Here is a 24,975-nt window from a genome sequence, read left to right as displayed (position 1 = left end):
TTTAACGACTGGTGGGGGCGACAGGAGGTGCTGGAGGTGGTGCTGATGGGATCAATGTGGGTGTTGGGTTGCTGGCTTGGGCGGCTTTGCAGGCTGCAACGGCTGCTTCAGTGCGCGCTTTGGGCTGCGCCACGGAGCGTACCCGGCCATCAGGATTGTAGGAATCCGGACCAGAGAAGGCCTGATAGACATCGGTTTTTTGGCTGTAACGCACTTGCTGACCGCTGACGGTGTCAAAATGTTTTCCACAGATGTAGCGCGTCACAACAGCTTGACCAATTAAATCAAAGGTTTCATTTTTACCGTCATAGTCCGCCTTGAGGCCGACACCTTCGAGGACTTCAAAATTTTCGGGTCGCACTTGACGAATAAATACGCGCTTGCCAGGATCGGCTGTCGCGACTCCATACTGATAGCCTTCGGCATCTTCGCGCATGGACAAAACATCGGAGCTCAGTGTCAGGAGTCCACGGGTCATCACGACTTTGCCTGTGAAGGTACTTTCCCGTTTGGTATCGTCATAGCGAAGCGTATCGGACAAAATGGTCGTACTGGGCTCTTCGACAGGCGTCGCTGCTGGTGCGGGTGCTGCTGGCGCTTGCGCCTGAGATGTCTGGGGGAGTGACAGGGCGCCGAAGAAGCCTAGGGCACTCATCGCGCTTGAGGCGAGTAGTTTGCGAAAGGAAAGAAAGGCAGGGTGAATCATCATGGTTTGTCTCACTGTGCAGGAGTCTCGGTGCTCTCGCGCTGGTCTTTAGGTGCAATATCGACGTCCGTCGATTTGAACACGTCCAATTGTTGCGTGGCATTGTTAAAGCGCATACCGACGCCAGCCATTCTGGAGCGACCGCTTGTCGCGACAGCAGGCAAGTCTGTATAAGCCAGATCTTTGTCTACCAACATCGTGATTTCATCACTGCGGAAATTAAGCGGCTGGCGTTCTGCATCGGCCAGACGTAAAAGCACTGCATCCCCGCGCATCACAATACGGTCACCTTGGTCGTAGATAAACGCTACTTTGGAGGTAGCAACGGTCAGGGGATTTTCCTCTTTGAGTGTGTAGGCGCGCGGGGACTGAAGTTCGTAGGATTTATCGTCTGGGAAGTGTTCCATCAGATCGCCTTCAATGCGATGGATCACGATGCCTTTGTCATTGGTGCGCACCAACACAAGCTTTTTCGCCCAAGTGTCTCGCTCGTGCGTCAGGCGGCTGGGAGGGTCGATCAGGACTGCGCGTTGAGAGTAGTCGGCTGCCCACCATGTCCCCATCACAAGAAGGGAAAGGATGAAAATTGAGACAACGATCGAGGCGCGTTCTTTCATGAGTCCACAGTCACTGAACGGTACCGGAACCTAGGCGGCCCGGCTGAAAGAAATATCCAAGGCGACCCTGGGCCGCCAGGATCAAGTCAGAGCATTCTCGTGCCGCGCCCTTGCCGCCTGACTTGGTGGCGACCCAGTGCGCAGCTTGGGTGACGTAGGCCGGCGCGTCCGGGACGCTGGCCGCAAAACCTGCCCGCTGCATCGCAGGCAGGTCGATGAGATCATCCCCCATGAAGCCCGATTCTTCGAGGGTGAGGTGATGGCGGGCAACGAGCTCAACCAACACGGCGCCTTTGTCGCGAACATTTTGTATCACATCGCCCAAGCCTAGTTCCGCGGCGCGGCGATCGACAATCGGACCCTCACGGCCTGTGACGAGCGCAACCTTGATGCCACTGGTGGTCAGCATTTTTAGCCCATGCCCGTCCAGGGCATTGAAACGCTTGAAGACCTCGCCTTGCTCTCCGTACCAGAGACTGCCATCGGTGAGCACACCGTCCACATCGAATACCATCAGCTTGATGCGCGCGAGACGCTCGCGCAAGGCGACCGGTGTGCGGGCAAGCACAAGTGCTTCGGCAGGATGAGGAATCAGGTTTGGTTTGTTCATATCGTATTGTCTCAGACAACCTTGGCAGCCATCAGATCATGCATATGGAGTGCGCCCAGTAATTTTCCACTCGCGTCAGCAACCAGCATCTGATTCAGGCGATGACGGTCCATCAGGGCTGCCGCATCGACAGCCAACGCCTGCGCCGCGATATGCCGAGGGTTGAGCGTCATGCCCTCCGAGACACTCAGACTCCGTACATCACCTTTTCGTTCAATCAATCGGCGCAAGTCGCCGTCGGTGAAAATACCAACGGCACAACCTGCCTGATCCACGACCGCTGTCATACCCATGCCCTTGCGAGAAATTTCCTCGAGCGCCTGAAAGACGGACGCGTCAGTTGGCACGGTGGGCACCGCAGTGCCGTGGCGCATGACATCCGAGACGCGCAGTAATAGGCGTCTGCCAAGTGCGCCACCTGGATGCGAGCGGGCAAAGTCCTCCTGTCCAAAGCCGCGTGCTTCCAGGCAGGCGACGGCAAGGGCGTCACCCAAAGCCAGCGCGGTCGTGGTGCTGGCTGTGGGTGCCAGATTGAGCGGACACGCCTCTTGTGAGACACTGATGTCGAGATGAATATCGGCAAGTCGAGCAAGCTCTGACTGTTCATTGCCCGTCAGGGCAATGACTTTCACCCCCAAACGATGGGCGGCGGGCAGAATAGTAAGTAACTCTTGGCCCGTGCCTGAGTAGGAGAGCGCGATCAACAAGTCATCGCCTGCCACCATACCGATATCACCATGAATGGCTTCGGCAGCATGCAGAAAAAAAGAAGGGGTGCCGGTCGAAGCAAACGTTGCTGCGATTTTGCGGGCAATATGTCCCGTTTTACCCAGGCCGCACACCACCACCCGTCCCGAGCAGGCCAAAATCGCCTCTATGGCTTGCGAAAACTGCTGGTCGAGTCGGTTGTTGAGATCCAGTATGGCTTGCGCCTCGAGCGCGAGCGTGCGCCGCGCCGATTCCAAGGCTGGCGCGTCCGTTTTCGGCGTGTCAGGCGCATTGGCACTGGCTGAGGGCGCCAAGGGTTTTATAGGGGGTGTAGATGACATGTCTTAAGTTTAATCGTTTCAGCTCTGACATGCGGATTTTTGGAGGCTGTTGCGTCAGGTTACGCAGTGTGGCACTCTGCGCCTCTTTGAGCCCTCCACAGGACGCCCGCTATGACAACCCCTATGAATGCTCCCTCCATGTCCCCCGCTGCGGCACGGGCACCCTATGCCGCTGAACTCGGAACGCCTCTCTCGAGCGCGGCGCTCAGGGTGATGTTGCTGGGGGCAGGTGAGTTGGGCAAGGAAGTCATCATGGCCCTGCAACGTCTGGGTGTTGAGGTGATTGCCGTGGACCGTTATCCGGATGCGCCAGGTCAGCAAGTGGCACACCGCGCGTATGTGGTGGCGATGACAGATCACGCTGCGTTGCGTGCAGTGATTGAAAAGGAGCAGCCTCATTTGATCGTGCCGGAAATCGAGGCGATCGCAACGGATTTGCTTGTCGAGCTTGAAGCTGCGGGGGTGGCGCGGGTCACGCCGACCGCACGGGCTGCACAGTTGACAATGAACCGCGAAGGCATCCGGCGGCTGGCGGCCGAAACACTTGGCTTGCCGACCTCTCCCTATCGCTTTGCTGATTCGTTGGCCTCGCTTACGCAGGCGACCACGCAGGTGGGTTTCCCTTGCTTGGTTAAACCCGTCATGTCGTCCTCAGGCAAGGGGCAGTCTGTCTTGAGAGGACCCGAGGATATCGCGTCCGCCTGGAATATCGCCAGGGAAGGGGCCCGGGTGGGTGGCGATCGGATCATTGTCGAGGGTTTTATTGATTTTGAATATGAAATCACCTTGTTAACTGTACGTGCAAGAGGCGCTTCGGGACAGATAGAAACTTATTTTTGCGAGCCGATTGGACATCTTCAAGTTGGGGGCGACTACGTTGAAAGCTGGCAGCCTCAGCCGATGTCTGTGCTTGCGCTTGAGCGGGCCAGGCAGATTGCCAGAGACGTCACAGATAATCTGGGCGGACAAGGCTTGTTCGGCGTGGAGTTGTTTGTATCGGGCGATCAGGTTTGGTTTTCCGAGGTAAGCCCTCGTCCCCATGACACTGGGCTGGTGACGCTCGTTTCCCAACTGCAAAGTGAATTTGAGCTCCATGCGCGGGCCTTGCTGGGCTTGCCAGTCGATACGTCACTGCGCGCGCCTGCGGCCAGCAGTGTGATTTATGGCGGCGTCGAGGCCAAAGCGGTGCGCTATGAAGGGATAGCCGAGGCGTTGGCGGAGCCCGGAACCGATCTGCGCTTGTTTGGTAAACCCGAGTCCTTCGTGAAGCGGCGCATGGGAGTGGGTCTGGCAACGGACGTCAATATAGACGCCGCCCGCGCCAAGGCAAGACGCGTTTCTGGCGCGGTGCGTGTGAAAGCGGCTTAAACTAGCCGATTGAGTATTCGGACTATCCCCCATGCGGAGCGCTATCCAATGATCATGCCCATCATTCCCACCTATCAGGATCCGCTGGAAATCGTGCGGGGGTTGATCAGGACGATTCCGGATTGGCCCAAACCAGGTGTCATGTTTCGGGATATCACGCCTCTCCTGCAAGATCCAAGAGCTTTCCGGGCACTGATCGACATCTTTGTTTACCGTCACATGCGTCAGCGCATCGATTTAGTGGTCGGCATTGATGCGCGCGGATTCATTTTCGGCAGTGCATTGGCTTATGCCTTGGGTGTTGGGTTTGTGCCTGTTCGCAAAGAGGGAAAACTACCCCATAAAACCGTGGCCCAATCCTATAGCCTCGAGTATGGGGATGCTACGGTCGAGGTGCATCAGGATGCCGTCAAACCCGGTCAGCGCGTGTTGTTAGTCGATGACTTGGTGGCGACAGGCGGCACGATGATTGCGGCAATCAAATTGTTACAACTGCTTGGCGGCAATGTTGTTGAGGCCGCCGCGATTGTGGATTTGCCGGCGTTAGGTGGATCTGGCCGAATTGCCCAGACAGACACACCTTTTTTTAGTGTCTGTCAGTTTGACGGCGACTAACTAAAGAAATAATTTGTAAGCCGGATTGTCTGATTCGTTCCAGTATGGATAACCAACCTCTTCGAGGAAGGATTTAAAGGCCTTTTTGCTACCAGGCGGGACCTGAATCCCGATGAGGATTTGCCCATAGTCCGCACCTTGGTTGCGGTAGTGAAACAGGCTGATGTTCCAGTCTGGTTTCATCGAGTTCAAAAAGCGCATCAGCGCGCCCGGACGCTCGGGAAACTCGAAGCGATACAGCAACTCGTTGTCCGCAAGATTGGAGCGCCCACCCACCATATGTCGCAAGTGGGTTTTTGCCATCTCGTCGTGGGTCAGGTCGAGCGTGTCAAAGCCATGTTTTCGAAAGTTACTTGCGATTCGGTTGGGTTCGTTCAGGCTCGAGACTTGAATGCCGACAAACACGTAGGCCGAGGTGGAGTCAGAAATACGATAGTTGAATTCAGTCACGTTGCGATTACCGACTAGTTCGCAAAAGGCCCTGAAACTTCCTCTTTGTTCAGGTAGCGTGACTGCAAAAATGGCTTCGCGCGCTTCGCCCACCTCGGCGCGCTCGGCGACAAAGCGCAGGCGGTCGAAATTCATATTAGCGCCGCAGGCAATCGCCACAAGCGTCTTGCCTTTAAGTTTATGTTCGCTGGCGTATTGCTTGGCACCCGCAAGGGCCAGGGCGCCGGCAGGTTCGAGCACGCTGCGCGTGTCTTGAAAGACATCTTTGATGGCGGCACAGATGGCGTCCGTATCAACAAGGACATAGTCGTCGACAAGCTCCCTGGTCAAACGAAAGGTCTCGACCCCCACCTGTTTGACAGCCGTACCGTCAGAAAACAAGCCGACGTCTGTCAGGGTCACGCGTCGGCCTGCCTTGACGCTACGAACCATGGCATCGGAATCTATGGTTTGGACACCGATGACTTTGATCTCAGGACGGATTTGTTTGACAAAGGCAGCGATGCCGCTGATGAGGCCTCCACCGCCGATCGCCACAAAAATGGCCTCGATCGGTTCGGCGTGTTGGCGCAGGATTTCCATGCCGATCGTGCCTTGGCCGGCAATCACGTCTGGATCGTCGAAAGGATGCACAAAGGTCAATTGCTGTTTTTTTTCAAGAGCCAGAGCGTGACCATAGGCATCGGTAAAGCTGTCGCCATGCAGCACGACTTCGGCGCCTAGTGCGCGCACGGCATCGATTTTCACTCCTGGCGTGGTGGTGGGCATCACGATCACGGCTTTACAACCCAGTTTTTTAGCCGACAGCGCCACGCCTTGGGCGTGGTTGCCAGCCGAGGCGGCAATCACGCCGCGCGCAAGCGCAGCCTTGGGCAGGTGCGCCATTTTGTTATAGGCGCCACGCAGCTTGAAGCTGAAGACGGATTGTGTGTCCTCACGCTTGAGCAAAACAGTATTGCCAAGGCGTTGTGAAAGCTGAGGGGCGACCTCCAAGGGCGTTTCGACTGCAACGTCATACACTTTGGAGGTAAGAATCCGTCTGAGATAATCCGTGGTCATGATGTTCCTGATTTAACTGCGTCCTGATCCGCCATTATCCCATGCGGGCTATTGCAGGGAAGCAGGCTATGCAGGGCCAGCCTGGGCCCGTTTCGAGGGAGTGTATTCTGGACGCATTCATACAAGATTTGTTGACATGGCTCGCTTCGCCGGGTGTGGGATTGCCCGCTGTTTTCCTCATGAGCCTGTTGGCTGCGACAATCTTGCCTATCGGTTCAGAGCCTGTTTTGCTTGGCTATCTGGCGGCGGTACCTGAGATGTTTTGGTGGGCGATTGGCGTCGCCACACTAGGAAATACTTTAGGTGGGGTTGTGAGTTACGCAATGGGAGCGGGTGTGCACGGGTTGTTTGGCCGGTGGCGCGCGCAGCGGCGCGCCAGTCAAGCCCCGTCTCTTTCTGGTACCCCGGCTCAGGTTGCCCTCACACCGGAGCGGGCCCGCGCCGAGAAGTGGGTGCACCGGTTTGGCGCGCCCGCACTGTTGTTAGCCTGGCTGCCTATTGTTGGAGATCCACTTTGTGTGGTGGCTGGCTGGTTGCGTTTGCCTTTCTGGCAATGTGTGCTTTACATGGCGATCGGCAAGTGCGGGCGTTACTTGACCTTCGCCTGGGCGCTCGGTTGGGTGATTGCCCCTACTTAAGGCATGGGTGACCTCTTGATTGAAAGGTTATTGGTTGCGCTGCGAGCCGATGACTTAAAATGTACCTTTAAGGGCAACTAGACGAATCCGGACCCATGAACGCCCCGTTTCCAAGCCATCTTTTGAATGCAGAGCCTTTTCAGGACGCGCAGTCGCGCCTACGCGAAATTCCCTATAACTACACCTCCTTTTCAGATCGGGAAGTCGTCTGTCGCTTGCTCGGTGATGATGCCTGGGCTTTGCTCTCGGACTTGCGAGGCGAACGCAAGACGGGACGTTCCGCGCGCATGCTCTACGAGGTGCTGGGAGATATCTGGGTCGTTCGACGCAATCCCTATCTGCAGGATGATTTGCTGGACAATCCCAAGCGACGCAAACTCCTCATCGAGGCGCTCGAACATCGTCTGACTGAAATTGACCGTCGCCGAATGAACGATGATGCGGATCGAGACGAAAAAGTCGCAAGTCTGCTGGAGCGCGCCCGCTCGGCCGTGCACGCTTTTGAGGATGAGTTCGACCGAACGTCCCGCTTGCGTCGCCAAGTCCAAAAAGTGCTGGGCAAGATTACTGCCAAGGACAACATCAAGTTCGATGGTCTGTCGCGTGTTTCGCACGTCACCGATGCGACGGACTGGCGCGTCGAATATCCTTTCGTGGTGCTGACCCCCGATGATGAGCAGGAAATTGCCGCATTGGTTCGAGGTTGTATTGAACTGGGTCTGACCATCGTGCCGCGTGGCGGCGGCACCGGTTACACGGGCGGTGCGATTCCCCTGACATGGCGCTCTGCTGTGATCAATACTGAAAAGCTCGACACCTTGGGTTCAGTTGAAATGGGAGCCTTGCCAGGCGTCGCCGCACAGGTTGCGACTGTACGCGCCGGTGCCGGCGTGGTGACAAAGCGTGTGTCGGAGGCGGCCGAAGCCGCTGGATTTGTCTTTGCTGTGGATCCGACCTCTGCGGATGCATCATGTGTGGGCGGTAACGTCGCAATGAATGCAGGCGGAAAAAAAGCCGTCTTGTGGGGGACTGCGCTCGACAATCTGGCCTGGTGGCGGATGGTCGATCCCAATGGCAATTGGCTCGATGTCACGCGTCTTGAGCACAACCTCGGCAAAATTCACGAGGCAGGGCGAGTCCGCTTCGAGCTCAAGTGGTCTGACGGCCGTGCGCCGGCGGGCGAGAAAGTCTTGCGCACGGAAATTCTTGAAATCGATGGCGCGCGTTTTCGTAAAGTCGGTTTGGGCAAGGACGTCACGGACAAGTTTTTGTCTGGTTTGCCAGGCGTTCAAAAGGAAGGCTGTGATGGCTTGATAACGGCCGCCCGCTGGGTGCTGCATCGCATGCCTAGTCACACGCGCACGGTTTGTCTGGAGTTTTTTGGCCAGGCACGCGATGCGATTCCATCGATTGTCGAAATTAAAAATTATCTCGATGTGCAGGGCCGCGCGCGTGGCGCTCTGCTAGCGGGTCTTGAGCATTTGGATGAGCGCTATTTGCGTGCCGTCGGCTACGCTACCAAAAGTAAGCGTGGCGTATTACCCAAGATGGTGTTGATTGGCGATATTGTGGGCGACGACGAAGCGGCTGTCGCCTCGGCCACGAGCGAAGTCGTTCGCCTGGCCAACACACGCCACGGCGAAGGCTTTATTGCGGTGAGCGCCGAGTCGCGCAAAAAGTTCTGGCTGGATCGTTCGCGCACAGCCGCGATTGCTCGTCATACCAATGCGTTCAAAATCAACGAAGACGTTGTGATCCCGCTCGAGCGCATGGGTGAGTACACCGATCATATCGAGCGTATCAATATCGAGTTATCCACACACAACAAGCTCAAGTTGCTTGACGCCCTGCAAGCCGCGCTTGAAGGCGAATTGCCCATTGCGAAACTCGATCGCGGCAGCGAGGAAGGTGCCTTGCTCGAAGAGTCGCTTGATGAGCGTCGTCGTCGGGCCATTGAGAGTTTGGAGCGTGTGCGCGCGCGCTGGCAGTGGGTGCTTGGGCACCTCGATTTGTCGCTTGCAGAGGCTTTGCCAGGCTTGTCTGTCCATGGCCTAGGTGCTCTCGAGCCTGTTTTGAAAGAGCGTGCGCGCCAGCAGGCAGACGCGCGCCTGTTCGATGTGGTGCAAGACCGTACGCTGCGTATTTCCTGGAAAGATGAGGTGCGCTGCGATTTGGCTGGTATCTTTGGCGGCACGGACTTTGCGCCGGTCATGGCTGAGATGCAGGCTATTCACGACCGCTTGCTGAAAAGTCGCGTCTTCGTCGCCTTGCATATGCATGCTGGCGATGGGAATGTGCATACGAACATACCGGTCAATTCCGACGATTACGAGATGTTGCGCGAGGCCAATGAGGCCGTCGTGCGCATCATGCAGATTGCTCGCGACCTCAATGGCGTGATTTCCGGCGAGCATGGTATTGGCTTGACGAAGTATGAGTTTTTAACCGAGGCCGAGCTTGCACCGTTTCAGGATTACAAGCGACGCATCGATCCAAACGACCATTTCAATGCGGGCAAACTCATGCCGGGCGCGGATCTGCGCAACGCCTGGACACCGAGCTTTGGGCTGATGGGGCACGAGTCCCTGATCATGCAGCAAAGCGAAATCGGTGCGATCAGCAACTCGATCAAGGATTGTCTGCGTTGTGGCAAGTGCAAGCCGGTATGTGCGACGCATGTGCCACGCGCAAACTTGTTGTATTCGCCACGCAATAAGATTTTGGCGACTTCTCTTCTCATCGAGGCTTTTCTTTACGAAGAGCAAACGCGCAGGGGCATAAGCCTGAAGCATTGGGAGGAATTCGAGGACGTGGCGGATCATTGCACGGTCTGTCATAAGTGTTACAACCCGTGTCCCGTGGATATTGATTTTGGCGACGTGTCCATGAATATGCGTGCGTTGTTACGAAGCATGGGTCGCAAGTCCTTTAATCCCGGCACCTCGGCTGCCATGTTCTTTTTGAACGCAAAGGATCCGGCAACGATCAATGCCACCCGCGCAGCAATGGTGGGCATAGGTTACAAAATGCAGCGCATGGCGAGCGACCTGCTTTCCAAGTTCGCGCGCAAGCAGACAGCCAAACCTCCGGCAACGGTTGGCAAGGCACCCTTGCGCGAGCAGGTCGTGCACTTTATCAACAAGAAAATGCCAGGCGGTTTGCCCAAGCAGACCGCTCGCAAACTGTTGGATATTGAAGATGCGGATTACGTGCCGATCATTCGTCCGCCACAAGTGCCGGCGGATACCGAGGCTGTGTTTTATTTCCCCGGTTGTGGCTCGGAGCGTTTGTTTTCCCAGGTTGGCTTAGCGACCCAGGCGATGCTCTGGCATGCGGGTGTGCAAACCGTGTTGCCGCCGGGTTACCTGTGCTGCGGTTATCCGCAGCGTGGCAACGGCATGAATGACAAGGCTGAGAAGATCATCACGGATAACCGCGTGTTGTTCCATCGCGTGGCCAACACACTGAACTACCTTGATATCAAGACCGTAGTGGTGAGCTGCGGGACATGTTATGACCAGTTGGCTGGGTACGAGTTTGAAAAGATTTTTCCGGGTTGCCGTTTGATTGATATCCACGAGTATCTGCTCGAAAAGGATATCAAGCTCGAAGGCATACAAGGCACGCGTTACATGTATCACGACCCATGCCATACGCCCATGAAGTTACAAGATCCAATGAAAACTGTGCGCTCACTGGTGGGCGATACGGCTATCAAAACGGATCGCTGTTGCGGCGAATCGGGCACGTTGGCCGTGACCCGTCCGGACATCTCGACTCAAATCCGGTTCCGCAAGGAAGAGGAGCTTGCCAAGAATGACGCGAGCTTGCGTCAGGATGGTTTCGAGGGCGACATTAAAGTCTTGACCTCCTGCCCTTCGTGTTTGCAGGGCTTGTCACGCTTCGAAGCAGACACGGGCGCCAAGGCTGACTACATCGTTGTCGAAATGGCCAAGCACATTCTGGGCGAGAACTGGCTGGAGGACTACGTCAAGAAAGCCAATGATGGTGGCATTGAACGCGTCCTCGTTTGATGAGGACGCCGCTGGCTTGCTTTTTAAATGTTAAACGCCGACTGCAATGCCTTCGGCCTGCAGTGCTTCACGGATGGCCTTGGCAAAGGTGACTGCGCCAGGCTGATCGCCGTGTATACAGAGCGTGTCCGCACGCACTTTAACAATAGTGCCGTCGTTAGCCGTCAGCGTGCTGGTCTTGACCATTTGCAACACCTGTTTGATGGATTGCTTCACATCGGTGATCATTGCATTGGGCTGATTGCGCGGACTAAGTGTCCCGTCAGGGGAGTAGTTGCGATCACCAAAGACCTCGCTGGCCACACGCAACCCGATTGATTCGGCGATGGGGATCATTTGGCTGCCAGCCAAGGCAAAAAATACCAGATCCTTGTCAACATCATAGGTTGCTTGAGCAAGCGCGCGCGTGAGGCCTTCATTTTTGACAGCCATGTTGTAGAGTTGGCCGTGCGCTTTAACGTGACGAAGACGTGTGCCTTGCGAGGCTGCGACGCCAGCGAGCGCGCCGATTTGGACGACCATCATGTCGTAGGCTTCCTGGTCCGTAATCGCCATGTTGCGACGGCCAAAACCTTGTAAGTCAGGCAGACCCGGGTGCGCACCAATCGAGACGCCGTGCTTGATGGCAGCCGCGACGGTTTTACGCATGGTGGCAGGATCACCACCGTGAAAACCGCAGGCGATATTGGCCGACGAAACATAAGGCAGGATCTCTTCATCGTTCCCCATTTTCCATGCGCCAAAGCTTTCACCCATGTCGCAATTCAAATCAATACGCAATGCCATGATTGTGGTCCTTAGTAATTAAGCAATAAAGTTCGTACGGGTGCGAGTGTTTGCACCAGATTGCGCATTGCACGGGTCCTGGCAGTGTCCAGTGCCTGTGCAGCCTCAAGCGTCACCAATTCAAATTGCACGACATCGCCTGGCCCCATTTGTGCAAGCAAAGGCAAATCAACAGACGCCACATAGGCGATCTTTGGGTAGCCACCCGTTGTCTGCCTATCAGCCATCAAGACGATGGGTTGACCGCCAGCGGGCACTTGTATTGTGCCAAAAGTTGTGGCTTCAGAGATCATTTGCCTGGGCTCGGTCATGAGAATATTTGGACCCTGGAGCCGATATCCCATGCGCTCGGAGTCCGGACTGATGCGAAATGGCTGGGTTAATAGTGCTTCGCGGCTGTCGGGTGTGAACTCTTCCCATTGCACACTCTTGATTAAACGTATGCGTGCGCGCGTCGAGTCTGCAATCGCTCCAGGCAGATAGAGCTTGATATCCCAAAGAGCTTTGGCCAATGCATCAAGTCCGCGTCCGTCTTGCCCGATTTCTTTTAAAGGACGCTTCAATGGGATTTCATCTCCGCGCTTGAGCGCACGGCCATGCCAGCCACCGAAGTGACTTCTCAGATAGGTGCTTTGACTACCCAGGACCTCCGGGATCTCGAAGCCGCCGTGCACCGCCAGATAGGCGCGTGTGCCGTGTCGCCGCGTCCCAAAGCGCAGTTCGTCTTTTGGGCGCACGATCAAGGGGCGATTCATGGCGACTGCTTTGCCATTGATACTGGGACTCAGATCTGCGCCACAGATAGCGATGCAACAGGCTTGCGTGAACAGCAAGGACGGACCTGTCAAGGTGATCTCAAGTGTGGCGGTGTCGTCGAGATTACCGACAAGCGTGTTGGCAAGTTGATGGGCGCGTTGATCCATTGCTCCGACAACAGAGACGCCGAGTGGCTGGTGACCGATACGGCCTTGATCTTGAAAGCTCGAGAGCATGCCGGGTTTAAGGACGCGCATGATCATGCCTCCTGCCCGGCAAGCTCAGAGGCCAGTCGGTCATATTCTTGCTCCGAGATCGGGGTGAAGCGGATTTGATCGCCTGGCAGCAGCAAAGAAGGTTGCACGCGTGTGAGATCAAATAATTTCAGCGGTGTTGCCCCAAGGATATGCCATCCACCCGGCAAGAGCGTCGGATAAATGGTCGACTGACGATTGGCGATGGCAACGGAGCCGGCCGGCACAGCGGTGCGAGGGACGTCGCGGCGGGGTAAAGCGAATAATGGATCATGCACGCCGATGTATGGGTGTCCTGGCGAGAAGCCAAGTCCAAACACCATGGCACCGGGGCGGGTGTGCAGGTCGATGACTTCTTGTTCGGAGATGCCGATTTTTTGAGCCACGTCCTTTAAATCGGGTCCGTGTTTGCCACCGTAGCAAACGGGGATCTCGACTTGGCGTGCAGAGGTTGTGGCTTGAACGAGTTCTTGGCTGAGTAGGTCTTTGACTTGTTCACAGAGTGTTGAAAAGTCTGTGCCACCTAAATCGACCCCGGGCTGATAGAACAGCGCTACGGCGGTGTAGGATGGGACGATATCGGTGACCCCCTGGAGGCGGGCTTGTTCGAGGGTGGCCGCGGCTGACAGGCATAGTTTGCCAGTCTCCAGGCTAATGGAGTCGCCAAAGTCGATACTCAGGCAGCGATCGCCTTGTGGTCTTAACGTGAATCTTATCGGGGACATGCGCAGGGATGTGTTCGAATGCTGTATGAAGCCTTGCGGCAAAGAATTTGCAGTTTATGCCTTTTCTCTGGAAATGGCTGCCGAGAGATTAAACTGAGTATCGGTTTGATTTGAGTAATTAATTATGTCCCAAGAAAAGACGCACTTTGGTTTCCAGACAGTCGAGGAATCGGAAAAAGCCGGCAAGGTTGCCCAGGTTTTTCACTCGGTCGCGTCCCGTTACGATGTGATGAATGATCTCATGTCCGCGGGCTTGCACCGCGTGTGGAAATCTTTCACGATCGGTCGGGCCGCAGTCCGTCCCGGAATGAAAGTGCTGGATATCGCTGGCGGAACAGGCGATCTCGCGCGGGCCTTCGCTAAAAAAGCCGGGCCGCAGGGTGAGGTCTGGTTAACGGATATCAATGATTCCATGTTAAGAGTGGGTCGGGATCGCTTGCTCGACGATGGGGTCGTTCTTCCTTGCGCAGTGTGCGATGCCGAGCATTTACCTTTTCCGGATCATTATTTTGATCGGGTGACCGTGGCATTTGGTTTGCGTAATATGACGCACAAGGATCGCGCCCTGGCGGAAATGACGCGTGTATTAAAGCCTGGCGGCAAGCTGCTTGTTCTGGAGTTTTCGCGTATCGCCAAGCCTCTCGCCCCCGCTTACGACTGGTACTCATTTAATGTCTTGCCTTGGCTCGGCAGCAAAGTCGCGGGTGATGCCGACAGCTATCGTTATTTGGCAGAGTCTATTCGGATGCACCCCGACCAAGAAACGCTTAAAGGCATGCTTGAGCAGGCTGGGTTGTCTCGCGTGCAGTATTTCAATTTGTCGGCGGGACTAACGGCCTTGCATGAAGGCATCAAGATGGGTTGAGTGAAGAGGGGCTGAATGCGTAAATTGAACTTCTTGATGAACAGTCAGTCAATGTTTTGACCAATTTGTTCAGCTTTTAGTAAGATTCAGGTATTATTCAGTTTAAATTCAGTCCGTGTTCATTTTCGTTTTGTTTTTTGACTAACAGGCGTCATCCGCCCAGGAGCATTCAATGTCTCGTCCTCTAATTCGTTTTTTTGCTGCAGCCCTTGTTGCAGTGAGTGGACTTGCCCTCACTGCTGTGACGTTCGATGCTGAGGCTGCCCGAGTGGGCAAAGGCAGCAACGCCGGACGTCAATCCACCAATGTCACGAGCCAAAAGGCTGCCCAGCCTGCTGCGACCAGCAACACCACACAGCGTAGCGCTGCCGCGGCACCCGCTGCGGGCGCTGCGGGTACTGCTGCCGCTTCAGGTGCGTCACGCTGGCTTGGCCCCTTGGCAGGTATCGCTGCCGGCTTGGGTATTGCCGCGTTGTTGTCGCATTTAGGTTTGGGTGGCGCTCTCGCTGACTTCCTCGTTCTGGCTCTGATCGCTGGCGTGGTGGTATTTGGCGTGATGTTCATCCTGCGCAGAATGCGTGGCCCTCAGCCTGCTGCACAGGGCGCGGGAATGGGTACGCGTGCGGACGGGATGTCAGGTAATAACAACGATATGTTCCGCCAGAGCAATGAACCTGTTGCGCAGGCACCTGTTTCTCTGCCAGCTTCGGCCACAGGTTCGATGTCGGCTGCAGGGTTTGGCTCGGATGCGCCCGCTCCTGATCAAAACTGGTTTATCCCAGCCGATTTCGATACGCAACGTTTTCTTTCCGAAGCCAAAAAGCAGTTTGTTTCCATTCAAAAAGTCTGGGACAGCGGCAATATCGCTGAAATGCGCAATTTCCTGACCGATGACCTGATGAAAGAGTTGCAGGCCCAGCTCAACGATCGCGTTGAAGAGAACCACACCGAAGTGGTCTTGCTCAATGCGGAGTTGCTTGGTATTGAAAAAGTCAGCGATGGTCACTTGGCGAGCGTGCGTTTCTCTGGCATGTTGAGAGAGCAAGCGGGTGCTGAGGCGTTCCGTTTCGAAGAAGTTTGGAACCTGTTCAAGCCAGAGCAAGGCGGTTGGTTGCTTGCTGGCATTCAACAAGTGCCAGTCAGTCAAGCGAGCTGATCCCCTCGTTGTATCAGGTGATTCAGTTAAAACGCCCGCCTTTGCGGGCGTTTTACTTGGGCTCAGGCGTGACACCCGCTAAAATGGCAGATTAGGTCAAGAATCCTGATCCTCGAGGCAAAAAGTCTCCTAGTGGTGCCTTGACTCGTCTTACTAAGGTGATTCGTATTTCCACCACTCTTTTCGGTTTTTCACCCGTGCATCCGGTTCAGGTGATGGCACTGGCGCTTAATAGGCTCACTCGTCAGCAGGCATGGGCGGCGCAGCGCTTGGCCCAGCATGCCGGAAAGACTGTGCGTATCGTGGTGACGGGCTTGGAGTTGAACTGGCGCATCGATCATGAAGGTCAACTGACGCACGCGACGGACGATACGACACCGGATGTCACCCTCGAGATTCTTGTTGAAAAGTTCAACCCCCTCTCTTTGTTGGACCGATCTCGGCGTGTTGATATGGCACAATACGTTCATGTCTCTGGCCAGGCGGCTCTGGCGCAATTAATGTCCGATTTGGCGCGTGATTTACGTCCTGACCCTGAGGATGCCCTTTCACAGTGGATAGGCGATATTCCCGCACGTCGCGCGGTGCTTGGCGCAAAACAGGCTTTCTCCGCTTTTCAATCGCTTGGCGCAAGCTTTACCCAGAATATCGCGGAATATTTATCTGAAGAGACGGATGCACTGGCTGCCAAGCCTGCGGTGATGACCCTGGAAAGCTCTCAGTCTCAGTTGCTTGCGGCGTTGGATCATCTTGAGCGTCGGCAAACCCATTTGCAGCACAGACTCCAGAAGCTTGAGCGTTCAATGGGAGAACGGACGTGATGTCTGTGCCGCGTTTGACGCGAATAATTGTTGTGGCGCTTCGTTACCGGCTGGATGAGCTGGTTTTGTCGGGAATCAGTCACCCCATTGCTGTCCGTTTGTTATGGCTCGTGAGACTGGGCTCTCGCCCAAAGATGCCGCGGGGGCTCAGACTTCGCCTGGCGCTTGAGTCGTTGGGGCCGATTTTCGTCAAGTTTGGCCAAGTGCTCTCGACCCGACGCGATTTGATCCCAGCGGATATTGCGGACGAGCTCACGCTTCTACAGGACCGTGTCGCACCTTTTCCGTCTGAGCAAGCGGCGGCGATGATTGAGGCTGCGTTGGGCGCACCCACTTCCAAGTTGTTTGCTCAGTTTGAAAAAGACCCGGTGGCCTCTGCCTCGATTGCGCAGGTTCACTTTGCGGTGCTTCACGATGGCCGGCATGTTGCCGTCAAAGTGTTGAGGCCGGGCATGCTGGAGGTGATCGATAAAGATCTGTCGCTGATGCGCGTGCTCGCAGGACTGATCGAACGACTCGCCCCAGATGGGCGCCGCCTCAAGCCACGCGAGGTCGTCGCAGAGTTTGACAAGCATTTGCATGACGAGCTGGACTTGCTGCGCGAAGCCTCCAACTGCAGCCAGTTACGCAGGAACTTCTCGAATGACGGTCCGAGACCCAATCTATTGTGGGTTCCGGAGGTCATGTGGGACTATTGCGCCACCAATGTTTTCACCATGGAACGCATGTATGGCGTGCCAGTCAGTCAGATTGATCGCTTGCGCGCACTGGGCGTGGATATTCCAAAGCTGGCGCAAGCTGGCGTTGAGATCTTTTTTACGCAAGTGTTCGATGACGGGTTTTTTCACGCGGACATGCATCCCGGCAATATTTATGTCTCCGATCGGCCTGAGACCCTCGGGCGTTACATCGCGCTTGATTTTGGCATCGTAGGTTCATTGTCTGAGTTCGATAAAAATTATCTTGCCCAGAATTTTCTTGCTTTCTTTCAGCGTGATTACCGTAGGGTGGCTCGCTTGCATATCGAGTCGGGTTGGGTGCCGCCCACTACGCGGGAAGAAGAGTTGGAGGGTGCTGTGCGCGCAGTCTGCGAGCCTTATTTTGACCGTCCATTGGCAGAAATTTCCTTAGGACAAGTGCTGTTGCGACTGTTTCAGACCTCGAGGCGTTTCAATGTCGAAATTCAGCCGCAACTGGTCTTGTTGCAAAAGACCCTCTTGAATGTCGAGGGACTCGGTCGACAACTTGATCCCCAGTTAGACTTATGGAAAACAGCTAAACCTTATTTAGAGCGCTGGATGCATGAGCGAGTCGGGTTTAAAGGCATCAAAAAGAAAGTGACCCAGGAAGCTGCGCAATGGTCACAATGGTTGCCTGAGTTTCCGAGATTGTTGTATGCGCAGCTCAACCGTCCGGATACCACTTCGGAGCTATTGGCGGAGTTGCGCCGTTCTCGCAAAGCACGGGAGCAAAGCAACCGAGTGCTGGTTGCGTTAACGGGTGTAGCAGCCCTGGCATTGGGTGTGGCGCTATGGGCGCTCATTCGATGAGTTTGTTAGTTAAACCTTTAGCGGTAGCCCCACTTCAAAATGGATACGGGTCTGCGCTGAATTTTTAAGGCAGTGAATCATGCTTTACACAGAATTATTCAAGTCCATGGAGTCGGTGCGCTGGAATATGGCCACAGATATTCCCTGGCATGATTTCGACCGCAGCAAGCTCACAGATGAGCAGGCGCAAACGATCAAGATGAATGCCATCACGGAATGGGCTGCGTTGCCTGCTACGGAAATGTTTTTGCGCGATAACCGCGACGATAGCGACTTTTCCGCCTTCATGTCCGTCTGGTTTTTCGAGGAGCAAAAGCATTCGCTTGTCTTGATCGAATATCTGCGTAGATTTGCTCCGGATCTTGTGCCGACTGAAGAGGAACTTCATCGGGTGCGTTTTGAGTTTGACCCCGCACCGCCTCTCGAGACACTGATGTTGCATTTTTGCGGCGAAGTACGTTTGAACCACTGGTATCGACGTGCCTCTGACTGGCATACAGAACCTGTCATCAAGGCGATTTACAACGTGATCGCCCAGGACGAGGCACGCCATGCCGGTGCATACTTACGCTACATGAAGCGTGCGCTCACGCAACGCGGCGGAGATATCGCCGCACAGGCACGCATTGCCTTTTCAAAGATTGGCGTACTGATGGCCTCGGCACATCGTACCCCCCAAGCTTTGCATCCAACTAATCTGCATGTCAACAAAGACATGTTCCCCAACGACACGGTGCAGTCCAAGCTGCCTGAACCTGGTTGGCTCGAGCGCTGGCTTGATAATCAGATTCACTTTGATAAAGATTGGGAAGGCAAGGTGAGCACCCGGATCTTGCACAATATGTCGTTGTTAATGGATAGCTCGTTCAAAACGGTCCAAGACTTGAATCGATATCGCAAAGAGTTGCTGCGTGCCGTCCCGCTAGCGGTGCCAGGCATTGCGCCCTCTGCTGTGTAACGTCAGGACTGTAGCGAGATGGCTGCGCGATTTGAGAGCAAGATCCTGTCCGCCGAGGTGTGTGCGCAACGCATTGCTTCCGGCGCGTGGGCGCGTCCAGTGGTGTTTACCAATGGTGTGTTCGATATTTTGCATCGTGGACATGTGACCTATCTGGATCAGGCGGCTCAACTGGGTGGAACCTTGGTTGTCGCGATCAACACTGACGCTTCGGCGCGCAGATTGGGCAAGGGCCCTGATCGGCCGCTGAATAATGCCGAGGACCGTGCCGCCTTGCTCGCTTCGCTCGCGTGCGTGACGGCAGTGACGTTTTTTGAGGAAGACACCCCAAGCGAGCTGATTGGCTTGTTACGACCTGACATCATCGTCAAGGGCGGGGATTACGACATGCGTACTTTGCCAGAGACCAGACTCGTTGAGTCCTGGGGCGGGAAAGCGGTGGCGATTCCCTTTGAGTTTGCGCGCTCAACGACTGCGCTTGTCACCAAGATCAGACAAAGCTAAGCCCGCGCCAACAGCGTGTTGGCGCGGACATGTTTAAAACTTGAACTTGGAGGGGCAGAAGCCGCTCAAAGGTTTGATGACGGTTTCGAATAAAGGCGTTGTTTCAAAACTCGCAGCAGTCGTGCGCGTGATGCGATAAGCGGTCATGGCAGGTGCTTGGCCGACGACCACTACCATGCGTCCACCCTCGCAGAGCTGGTATTTGAGTGCGTCCGGGATCGAGGGAAGAGCGCCCGTGACTAAAATCGCATCGTATTCGGTGGTCCCCCAACCATTGCTTGCGTCGCCCGTTTCAACAGTCACGTTGTGAACGCCAGCTTGCTGGAGATTGAGCTGGGCAAACGCTGTTAGCCGGGGATCGATTTCAATCGACATGACGCCGCGCGCCAAGTGCGCGAGCAGGGCTGCCTGATAACCTGAACCTGTGCCAACCTCAAGAACGCAGTCATCTTCTTTGAGCTGAAGGAGCTGGGCGAACTTGGCCTCGAGCTTGGGGGCAAGCATCGTCTGATGCGTTTCCCCGGCAGAGATTGTCAGGGGAATTTCGAGGTCAGAAAAAGCAAGTGAGCGATAGGTCGACGGAACAAAGAGCTCGCGTCTGACGCTAAACAGCGCCTCAAGCACCTTGCTATCAGAAACATCCCAGGGACGAATCTGTTGTTCGATCATGTTAAAGCGAGCGCGTTCGATATCAGGCAAAGTATTAGCTTTCATAAAATCAACGGGGCGACAAGTCAGCCGCTCAACAATGTCACATGGCGGAAAACCCTTATTGTAAGGGTTTTCCTGACCAGAGTAGATGAAAATGGTGCACAGGGCCGTGACCTTGCCCAACCTGCAGGGCCTCGGCGTGCAAAATCGCTTGTACCAAGTAATTTTTTGCCATCTTGGTCGCCTCGGGCACACTGGTCGTCTGTGGCAAGAGTGCGGCGATGGCGGAGGACAGTGTGCAGCCTGTGCCATGCGTGTTGCGTGTCGGGATCCGATGGCCGGGAAGCTCGATCATCTGGTCGCCATCGTGCAGGATGTCGATGGTGTCATTGCCCGGCAGATGACCGCCTTTGACGAGCACCCAGCGGTGACCGCCATGCGTCATCAGGTTGCGCAGGCGTTCGGCCACACGACGCATCTCGCGTACGGTCTCGACGTTGCGCATTTCCAGTAGCACGCCCGCCTCGGGGAGGTTCGGGGTGATGATCGTTGCCAGGGGCAGCAATTGTTCCCTCAACGCACCAACTGCTTTTTGCTCAAGTAGCAAGTCTCCGCTTTTGGCTACCATGACTGGATCGAGCACGACATGTTCAGGTTTGAAATGCCCCAGTCGATCCGCCACAACCTCGATGACACCCGTTTGTCCGAGCATACCGATTTTGACGGCATGAATGTTGACGTCGGCAAAAAGCGTGTCAATCTGTGCACGGACAAAAGCCGGATTGACAGGTGAAATGTCAGTCACGGCTTGCGTATTTTGGGCCGTCAGTGCGGCCACAACAGCGCAGGCATAGGCGCCGAGGGCGCTCATGGCTTTGACGTCAGCGAGGATGCCTGCGCCCCCTGAGGGATCCATGCCGGCGATGGTCAAGGTGTTGGGTATCGGGCGTGTCGTGGCAGCTTGGTTCATATGCCGCTCTTGGGTGTGATCAGACCTGTGGTTGGTGAGCTGGGAGCGGCTTGATAGGTCTTGCGGGGAACGCGGCCCGCGAGAAAGGCTTCCCGACCAGCTTCGACGCCTTTTTTCATGGCGCTGGCCATCAGTACGGGTTGTTGCGCACCCGCGATCGCAGTGTTCATCAGGACGCCGTCGCAGCCAAGTTCCATGGCGATGGTTGCGTCGGAAGCGGTTCCAACGCCTGCATCGACCAGAACAGGGACACGGGCCTGATCAATGATCAGGCGCAAGTTCCAAGGGTTGAGAATACCCATACCCGAGCCGATTAGCGAGGCGAGCGGCATGACGGCCACACATCCGATGTCCTCGAGCATGCGGCACTGAACCGGATCATCGGTGCAATAGACCATCACGTCAAAACCGTCCGCAACGAGCGTCTTGGCTGCAGCCAGTGTCTCGGGCATATTGGGAAAGAGGGTCTGGGGGTCACCGAGGACCTCGAGTTTGACCAGTCGGTGTCCATCGAGTAGCTCGCGTGCCAGACGTAACGTACGGACGGCATCCTCGGCGCTGTAACAACCGGCGGTATTGGGGAGAAGCGTGAACTGACCGGGAGGCAAATACTCGAGCAAGCTGGGCGCATTGGCATGCTGGCCGATATTGGTGCGACGGATTGCCACCGTGATGATTTCAGCGCCGCTGGCATCGATTGCCTGGCGTGTCTGTTCGAAATCCTGGTATTTGCCGGTGCCGACGAGTAGTCGAGATTGATAGGCCTTGCCTGCGATTATCAGCGGGTCGTGGGGGGAGTTCTTCATAAGCCTTCTCGGTTGAGTGACATCACCCGCTATTTTCGGGCTTGTTGGATCATGCTGCAAATCGCTTCGGCTGCCTCGATCAATCGCGGGCCGGGACGATAGAGTACATCCGAATCCATCACAAAGACCTGCTTGGCTTGCGCGGCGGGCAAATTCAATCGTAGCCAGTACTTTTGCGTTTCCTGATCGGGTGTCGGTTGAGCCGATGCACCGACACGTCCGAGCAGAATCAGGTCTGGACGCTGGGCCAACACCCCTTCCGCACTGATTTTAGGCGCGATCGCATTGGCACCGGCAAAGACATTCGTGCCCCCGCAAGCCTCGATGATTTGTGAAAGCAGATGCGTGCGATTGAGCGAAAATTCCGGCGGCTCGCCAACTTGTAAGAATACACGCACACGAGGTTGTGATTGAGTATGTTGCTTCAGGCGCTCGAGTGATTGTCTGAGCGAGGCCGCGCGTGGTTGGGCGACCTCGGATGTCCCCAAAAGCGTACCGAGTTTTTCGATTGTGTCTGGAATGTCCGATAGCACCACAGGTGCGCTTAAAAATGTAGGAATGTTCAGGCTGGCAAGATTTGCGAACTGTGAAACTTGCCAGCCAATGATTAAATCAGGTCGCCAGCGTAACAAACGTTCCGGCTCCGGTATCAAACCATCACCGATCCGAGGAAGGTCGCGGGCGGCTTTAGGAAAGTCGCTGGCTTGGACGGTGGCTGCGATTTGGGAGCCACCACCTGCGGCAAACACAAGTTCCGTCGCGTGTGGAGAGAGTGTAATGATGCGTCGGGGCGGGTCTGTCAGGCGAAGAATTTGACCGCGATCATCGGAGATCTCTGCCGCGTTCTTCTGTGAAAAATTTGTTGAATGTTCACCCATCATGGCGCTTGCGCTGGCAAACCACACGAGCATCCCTGCGCAGGCCATGATGGGTTTTTTCAACATAAAAAATCGGCCCTACATTTTGAGTGCAAGGTTGACAAAAACATTCGAGCCAGGAGTCGCGTAACCTTGGACGAGTGTGTATTGCTTGGCAAATACGTTGTTCCACCGCACTTGGATTTCGGCATGATCGGTGACGGGATAACTCGCCACCAAGTTAAACAGACTGTATCCGCCCAACATCTCGCTGGTCAACGCATCGCGGCGCTGGCTGGTGATGAATAGCTCACCGCCTAGCCGGGCACGTCCCAAGGTCTGATCGACAACCATTTTGTATATGCGTTGCGCCCGCTGTGGCAAAAGCTCTCCTGTACTGGCATTGCGGGGGTTGGACCAGTCAAAGCTACCTTTGATTAGGGTGTTTCGTCCAAGCTTTTGTGAACCGGTGAGTGTGATGCCTGTGATGAGTGCGCGATCGATATTCATCGGCGTGTAGGGTGAGAACACATCCGTGGGGATGGTCGGCACGTTCAGGATCAGATTATCAATATCATTGCGATAAAGCGTCAGACCAAGCTGGGTTTTGTCTGTGGTGTATTGAAGGCTGGCTTCAATGTTTTGGGAGCGCTCAGGCTTGAGTGTGGGATTACCCAGAAAAAAGGGCGTCACTGGCCAATATAACTCGTTGAAATTAGGCGCTCTAAAACCAGTGTTGGCGCCAATGCTTGCTTTCCATTGCGGGGTCAGTGCGAGCCCATAGGTCAGGCTCCCCGTTGTGACGTTACCAAACTGAGAGTTGTCATCATTACGCACGCTTGCTTGCACGGACTGCGGGCCCCAAGACCCACGATAAATAGCCAGCAAGGAGTTTGTAAAGCGGGAGGTTTGCTGGTAGTTCACCACACCGGGGGAGATGTTATCAACCAGTGCTCCATCGACATTTTGCTCAAGCCTTTCATACGCAAGGCTGACGATTTGGGTCGGTGAAAAAGTCAGGTCGTTTTGCCAGACATATTGGTTCTGGTTTGTTTTGAAGTGCTGTTTGCCATCGGGTGTGTTGAAAAAATTCTGCGAAGCGTCAACATTAATGGTCTTGTAGGTATCGGTTGTGAAACCTGCGCGTAGCGTGCTGGTCCAAAAAGAGGAAATCACGTTTCGGCTGGTAAAAATGTTGTTACTAAGCGTCTGAATACCCCGGTCACCAAAGTATGGGGCCCCTGCGTCGTAACTGCCATTCACCTTGGACTGATAGGTTTGAAATGACAAGGTTTGGCCGGGTTGCCAGGTGTAGCCTAGAGAGCCGCCGAGGTTGCTGCGGTAATAAGAGTCGCCGTCCGGGTTTTGGTTGTAGTTTGAGGGGGTGGTGGCGTTAAAACCAGCGCTCTGGCCGTAACCTCCAAACAAACTGTAACTCCAGCCATCCTTGGCGCCCGAGAAACCCGCATCATATTGCGTGGTGGAATAGGTTCCGACCCCGGCGTTTGCGTAGGCAGAGAAGGGGCGTTCAGTGTCGCTACGCGTGATGATGTTCACGACGCCTCCAATCGCATCTGCACCATACAGGCTGCTGCTGGTCCCGCGAACGATTTCAATGCGTTCAACGCTATTGAGCGGAATGGCATTAAGCGGAGGCAAGCCGTTGGTCGCATTATTGACCCGCACACCATCGATCAGCACCAGAGACTGGTTGCTGTTAGTCCCGCGAATATTGATTGTGCTGACCGTTTGCGGGCCTCCCAGATTCACGGCTTCGATACTGTGCTCTCGAACGAGGGCGTCGGACAGCGTCCCGTTCGGCAGGGTATCAAGCGTTTCCCGTGAAATGACACTGTTGTCACCGAGGGCTTTGGACAGTTGTTCAGGCGTGCGGGCAGGCGTCACGACAATCGTGGCAAGTTGCGGAACTGGGGTGCTTGAATTGCTTGTGTTGGCCTGTGGCGAGGAAGCGCTTGATAGAGCGGGTGTTTGCACCGGCTGAGCCTGGGTGCGGGTAAAAGGGAGTACGGTCAGGGCGATACCGGTTGCAAAAGCAGTGGATATTGCAACGGATATAGGCGAGCGACCGGGATGAGCCCGGTTGAGAGTGTGATGCATGTGAGACCTCGTAGTGATGTGCGTCCCCGCACATCCTGAACGTTCAAAAGGA

23 protein-coding genes are annotated in these 24,975 nt (G+C 55.4%); 10 read left to right on the top strand and 13 right to left on the bottom strand.

The features are described from left to right. Position 1: 1 nt before the first annotated feature. The 4 genes from lptA to QWY27_RS06940 are packed head-to-tail and all read right to left on the bottom strand — an operon-like array spanning position 2 to position 2,982. Positions 2-706 (bottom strand): lipopolysaccharide transport periplasmic protein LptA, encoded by a 705-nt coding sequence (gene lptA, locus QWY27_RS06955; protein ID WP_435433455.1) that lies wholly within the window; start codon positions 704-706, stop codon positions 2-4. An 11-nt stretch (positions 707-717) separates the two neighbouring features. Next, positions 718-1,323, bottom strand: coding sequence for an LPS export ABC transporter periplasmic protein LptC (lptC, locus tag QWY27_RS06950; RefSeq protein ID WP_290196086.1), 606 nt, complete (start codon positions 1,321-1,323; stop codon positions 718-720). 10 nt (positions 1,324-1,333) lie between these two features. Next, on the bottom strand, positions 1,334-1,933 hold the full coding sequence (locus QWY27_RS06945; RefSeq protein WP_290196084.1) for a KdsC family phosphatase: 600 nt from the start codon (positions 1,931-1,933) through the stop codon (positions 1,334-1,336). A gap of 11 nt (positions 1,934-1,944) precedes the next feature. Next, positions 1,945-2,982: a KpsF/GutQ family sugar-phosphate isomerase gene (locus tag QWY27_RS06940; RefSeq protein ID WP_290196082.1), complete on the bottom strand. Its 1,038-nt coding sequence runs from the start codon at positions 2,980-2,982 to the stop codon at positions 1,945-1,947. Positions 2,983-3,105: 123 nt separating this feature from the next. Between QWY27_RS06940 and purT the strand changes: the two genes are divergently transcribed. Together purT and QWY27_RS06930 are read left to right on the top strand one after the other, a co-directional pair. Then, positions 3,106-4,350 (top strand): formate-dependent phosphoribosylglycinamide formyltransferase, encoded by a 1,245-nt coding sequence (gene purT, locus QWY27_RS06935; protein ID WP_290196081.1) that lies wholly within the window; start codon positions 3,106-3,108, stop codon positions 4,348-4,350. A gap of 48 nt (positions 4,351-4,398) precedes the next feature. Beyond that, on the top strand, positions 4,399-4,965 hold the full coding sequence (locus tag QWY27_RS06930; protein ID WP_290196079.1) for an adenine phosphoribosyltransferase: 567 nt from the start codon (positions 4,399-4,401) through the stop codon (positions 4,963-4,965). Here QWY27_RS06930 and ilvA read toward each other — a convergent pair whose 3' ends face one another. Beyond that, positions 4,966-6,474, bottom strand: coding sequence for a threonine ammonia-lyase, biosynthetic (ilvA, locus tag QWY27_RS06925; RefSeq protein WP_290196077.1), 1,509 nt, complete (start codon positions 6,472-6,474; stop codon positions 4,966-4,968). It abuts the gene before it with no gap. A 68-nt stretch (positions 6,475-6,542) separates the two neighbouring features. Between ilvA and QWY27_RS06920 the strand changes: the two genes are divergently transcribed. Both QWY27_RS06920 and QWY27_RS06915 read left to right on the top strand, forming a co-directional pair. Further along, positions 6,543-7,112: a YqaA family protein gene (locus tag QWY27_RS06920; protein WP_290196076.1), complete on the top strand. Its 570-nt coding sequence runs from the start codon at positions 6,543-6,545 to the stop codon at positions 7,110-7,112. 95 nt (positions 7,113-7,207) lie between these two features. Beyond that, entirely contained in the window at positions 7,208-11,146 is a 3,939-nt protein-coding gene (locus tag QWY27_RS06915; RefSeq protein WP_290196073.1) for a DUF3683 domain-containing protein, read from the top strand. Between the two features lie 30 nt (positions 11,147-11,176). On the opposite strand, the gene QWY27_RS06910 is transcribed toward QWY27_RS06915, so the two are convergent. From QWY27_RS06910 to pxpB, 3 genes are read right to left on the bottom strand one after another with little or no spacing between them, the layout of a single operon-like run. After that, positions 11,177-11,932, bottom strand: a complete 756-nt coding sequence (locus QWY27_RS06910; RefSeq protein ID WP_290196071.1) for a LamB/YcsF family protein — start codon at positions 11,930-11,932, stop codon at positions 11,177-11,179. A gap of 11 nt (positions 11,933-11,943) precedes the next feature. Then, positions 11,944-12,951: a 5-oxoprolinase subunit C family protein gene (locus tag QWY27_RS06905; RefSeq protein ID WP_435433453.1), complete on the bottom strand. Its 1,008-nt coding sequence runs from the start codon at positions 12,949-12,951 to the stop codon at positions 11,944-11,946. Further along, on the bottom strand, positions 12,948-13,667 hold the full coding sequence (pxpB, locus tag QWY27_RS06900; RefSeq protein WP_290196068.1) for a 5-oxoprolinase subunit PxpB: 720 nt from the start codon (positions 13,665-13,667) through the stop codon (positions 12,948-12,950). Before pxpB ends, QWY27_RS06905 begins: the two co-directional genes overlap by 4 nt. Before the next feature lie 124 nt (positions 13,668-13,791). Between pxpB and ubiE the strand changes: the two genes are divergently transcribed. From ubiE to rfaE2, 6 genes are all read left to right on the top strand, one after another. Then, on the top strand, positions 13,792-14,532 hold the full coding sequence (gene ubiE, locus QWY27_RS06895; RefSeq protein WP_290196066.1) for a bifunctional demethylmenaquinone methyltransferase/2-methoxy-6-polyprenyl-1,4-benzoquinol methylase UbiE: 741 nt from the start codon (positions 13,792-13,794) through the stop codon (positions 14,530-14,532). Positions 14,533-14,704: 172 nt separating this feature from the next. Beyond that, a complete protein-coding gene (locus QWY27_RS06890) occupies positions 14,705-15,688 on the top strand; it encodes a Tim44 domain-containing protein (protein ID WP_290196064.1) in 984 nt (327 codons plus the stop codon). A 140-nt stretch (positions 15,689-15,828) separates the two neighbouring features. Then, positions 15,829-16,509: a ubiquinone biosynthesis accessory factor UbiJ gene (locus tag QWY27_RS06885; RefSeq protein ID WP_290196063.1), complete on the top strand. Its 681-nt coding sequence runs from the start codon at positions 15,829-15,831 to the stop codon at positions 16,507-16,509. Beyond that, entirely contained in the window at positions 16,509-18,059 is a 1,551-nt protein-coding gene (ubiB, locus tag QWY27_RS06880) for a ubiquinone biosynthesis regulatory protein kinase UbiB (RefSeq protein ID WP_290196061.1), read from the top strand. Before QWY27_RS06885 ends, ubiB begins: the two co-directional genes overlap by 1 nt. A 79-nt stretch (positions 18,060-18,138) precedes the next feature. After that, positions 18,139-19,017 carry a ferritin family protein gene (locus QWY27_RS06875; RefSeq protein WP_290196059.1) on the top strand — a complete coding sequence of 293 codons (879 nt, stop codon included), beginning with the start codon at positions 18,139-18,141 and terminating at the stop codon, positions 19,015-19,017. An 18-nt stretch (positions 19,018-19,035) separates the two neighbouring features. Next, entirely contained in the window at positions 19,036-19,521 is a 486-nt protein-coding gene (rfaE2, locus tag QWY27_RS06870; RefSeq protein ID WP_290196057.1) for a D-glycero-beta-D-manno-heptose 1-phosphate adenylyltransferase, read from the top strand. Between the two features lie 33 nt (positions 19,522-19,554). Here rfaE2 and QWY27_RS06865 read toward each other — a convergent pair whose 3' ends face one another. Genes QWY27_RS06865 through QWY27_RS06845 form a run of 5 tightly spaced genes read right to left on the bottom strand, consistent with a single transcriptional unit; the run spans position 19,555 to position 24,923 of the window. Then, on the bottom strand, positions 19,555-20,235 hold the full coding sequence (locus QWY27_RS06865; RefSeq protein WP_290196055.1) for a protein-L-isoaspartate O-methyltransferase family protein: 681 nt from the start codon (positions 20,233-20,235) through the stop codon (positions 19,555-19,557). A 55-nt stretch (positions 20,236-20,290) separates the two neighbouring features. Continuing rightward, positions 20,291-21,142: a bifunctional hydroxymethylpyrimidine kinase/phosphomethylpyrimidine kinase gene (gene thiD, locus QWY27_RS06860; protein WP_290196054.1), complete on the bottom strand. Its 852-nt coding sequence runs from the start codon at positions 21,140-21,142 to the stop codon at positions 20,291-20,293. Then, a complete protein-coding gene (locus QWY27_RS06855) occupies positions 21,139-21,948 on the bottom strand; it encodes a thiazole synthase (RefSeq protein ID WP_290196052.1) in 810 nt (269 codons plus the stop codon). Before QWY27_RS06855 ends, thiD begins: the two co-directional genes overlap by 4 nt. Positions 21,949-21,977: 29 nt before the next feature. Beyond that, positions 21,978-22,892 carry a cobalamin-binding protein gene (locus QWY27_RS06850; RefSeq protein WP_290196050.1) on the bottom strand — a complete coding sequence of 305 codons (915 nt, stop codon included), beginning with the start codon at positions 22,890-22,892 and terminating at the stop codon, positions 21,978-21,980. Between the two features lie 12 nt (positions 22,893-22,904). Further along, positions 22,905-24,923 (bottom strand): TonB-dependent receptor domain-containing protein, encoded by a 2,019-nt coding sequence (locus tag QWY27_RS06845; protein ID WP_290196049.1) that lies wholly within the window; start codon positions 24,921-24,923, stop codon positions 22,905-22,907. Between the last annotated feature and the right edge of the window lie 52 nt (positions 24,924-24,975).

Origin of the sequence: Zwartia vadi (assembly GCF_030410375.1) — a bacterium.
Taxonomy (GTDB): Bacteria; Pseudomonadota; Gammaproteobacteria; order Burkholderiales; family Burkholderiaceae_B; genus Zwartia; species Zwartia vadi.
Note: the sequence above shows the minus strand (reverse complement) of the source record. Positions and strands in the feature narration are given on the sequence as shown.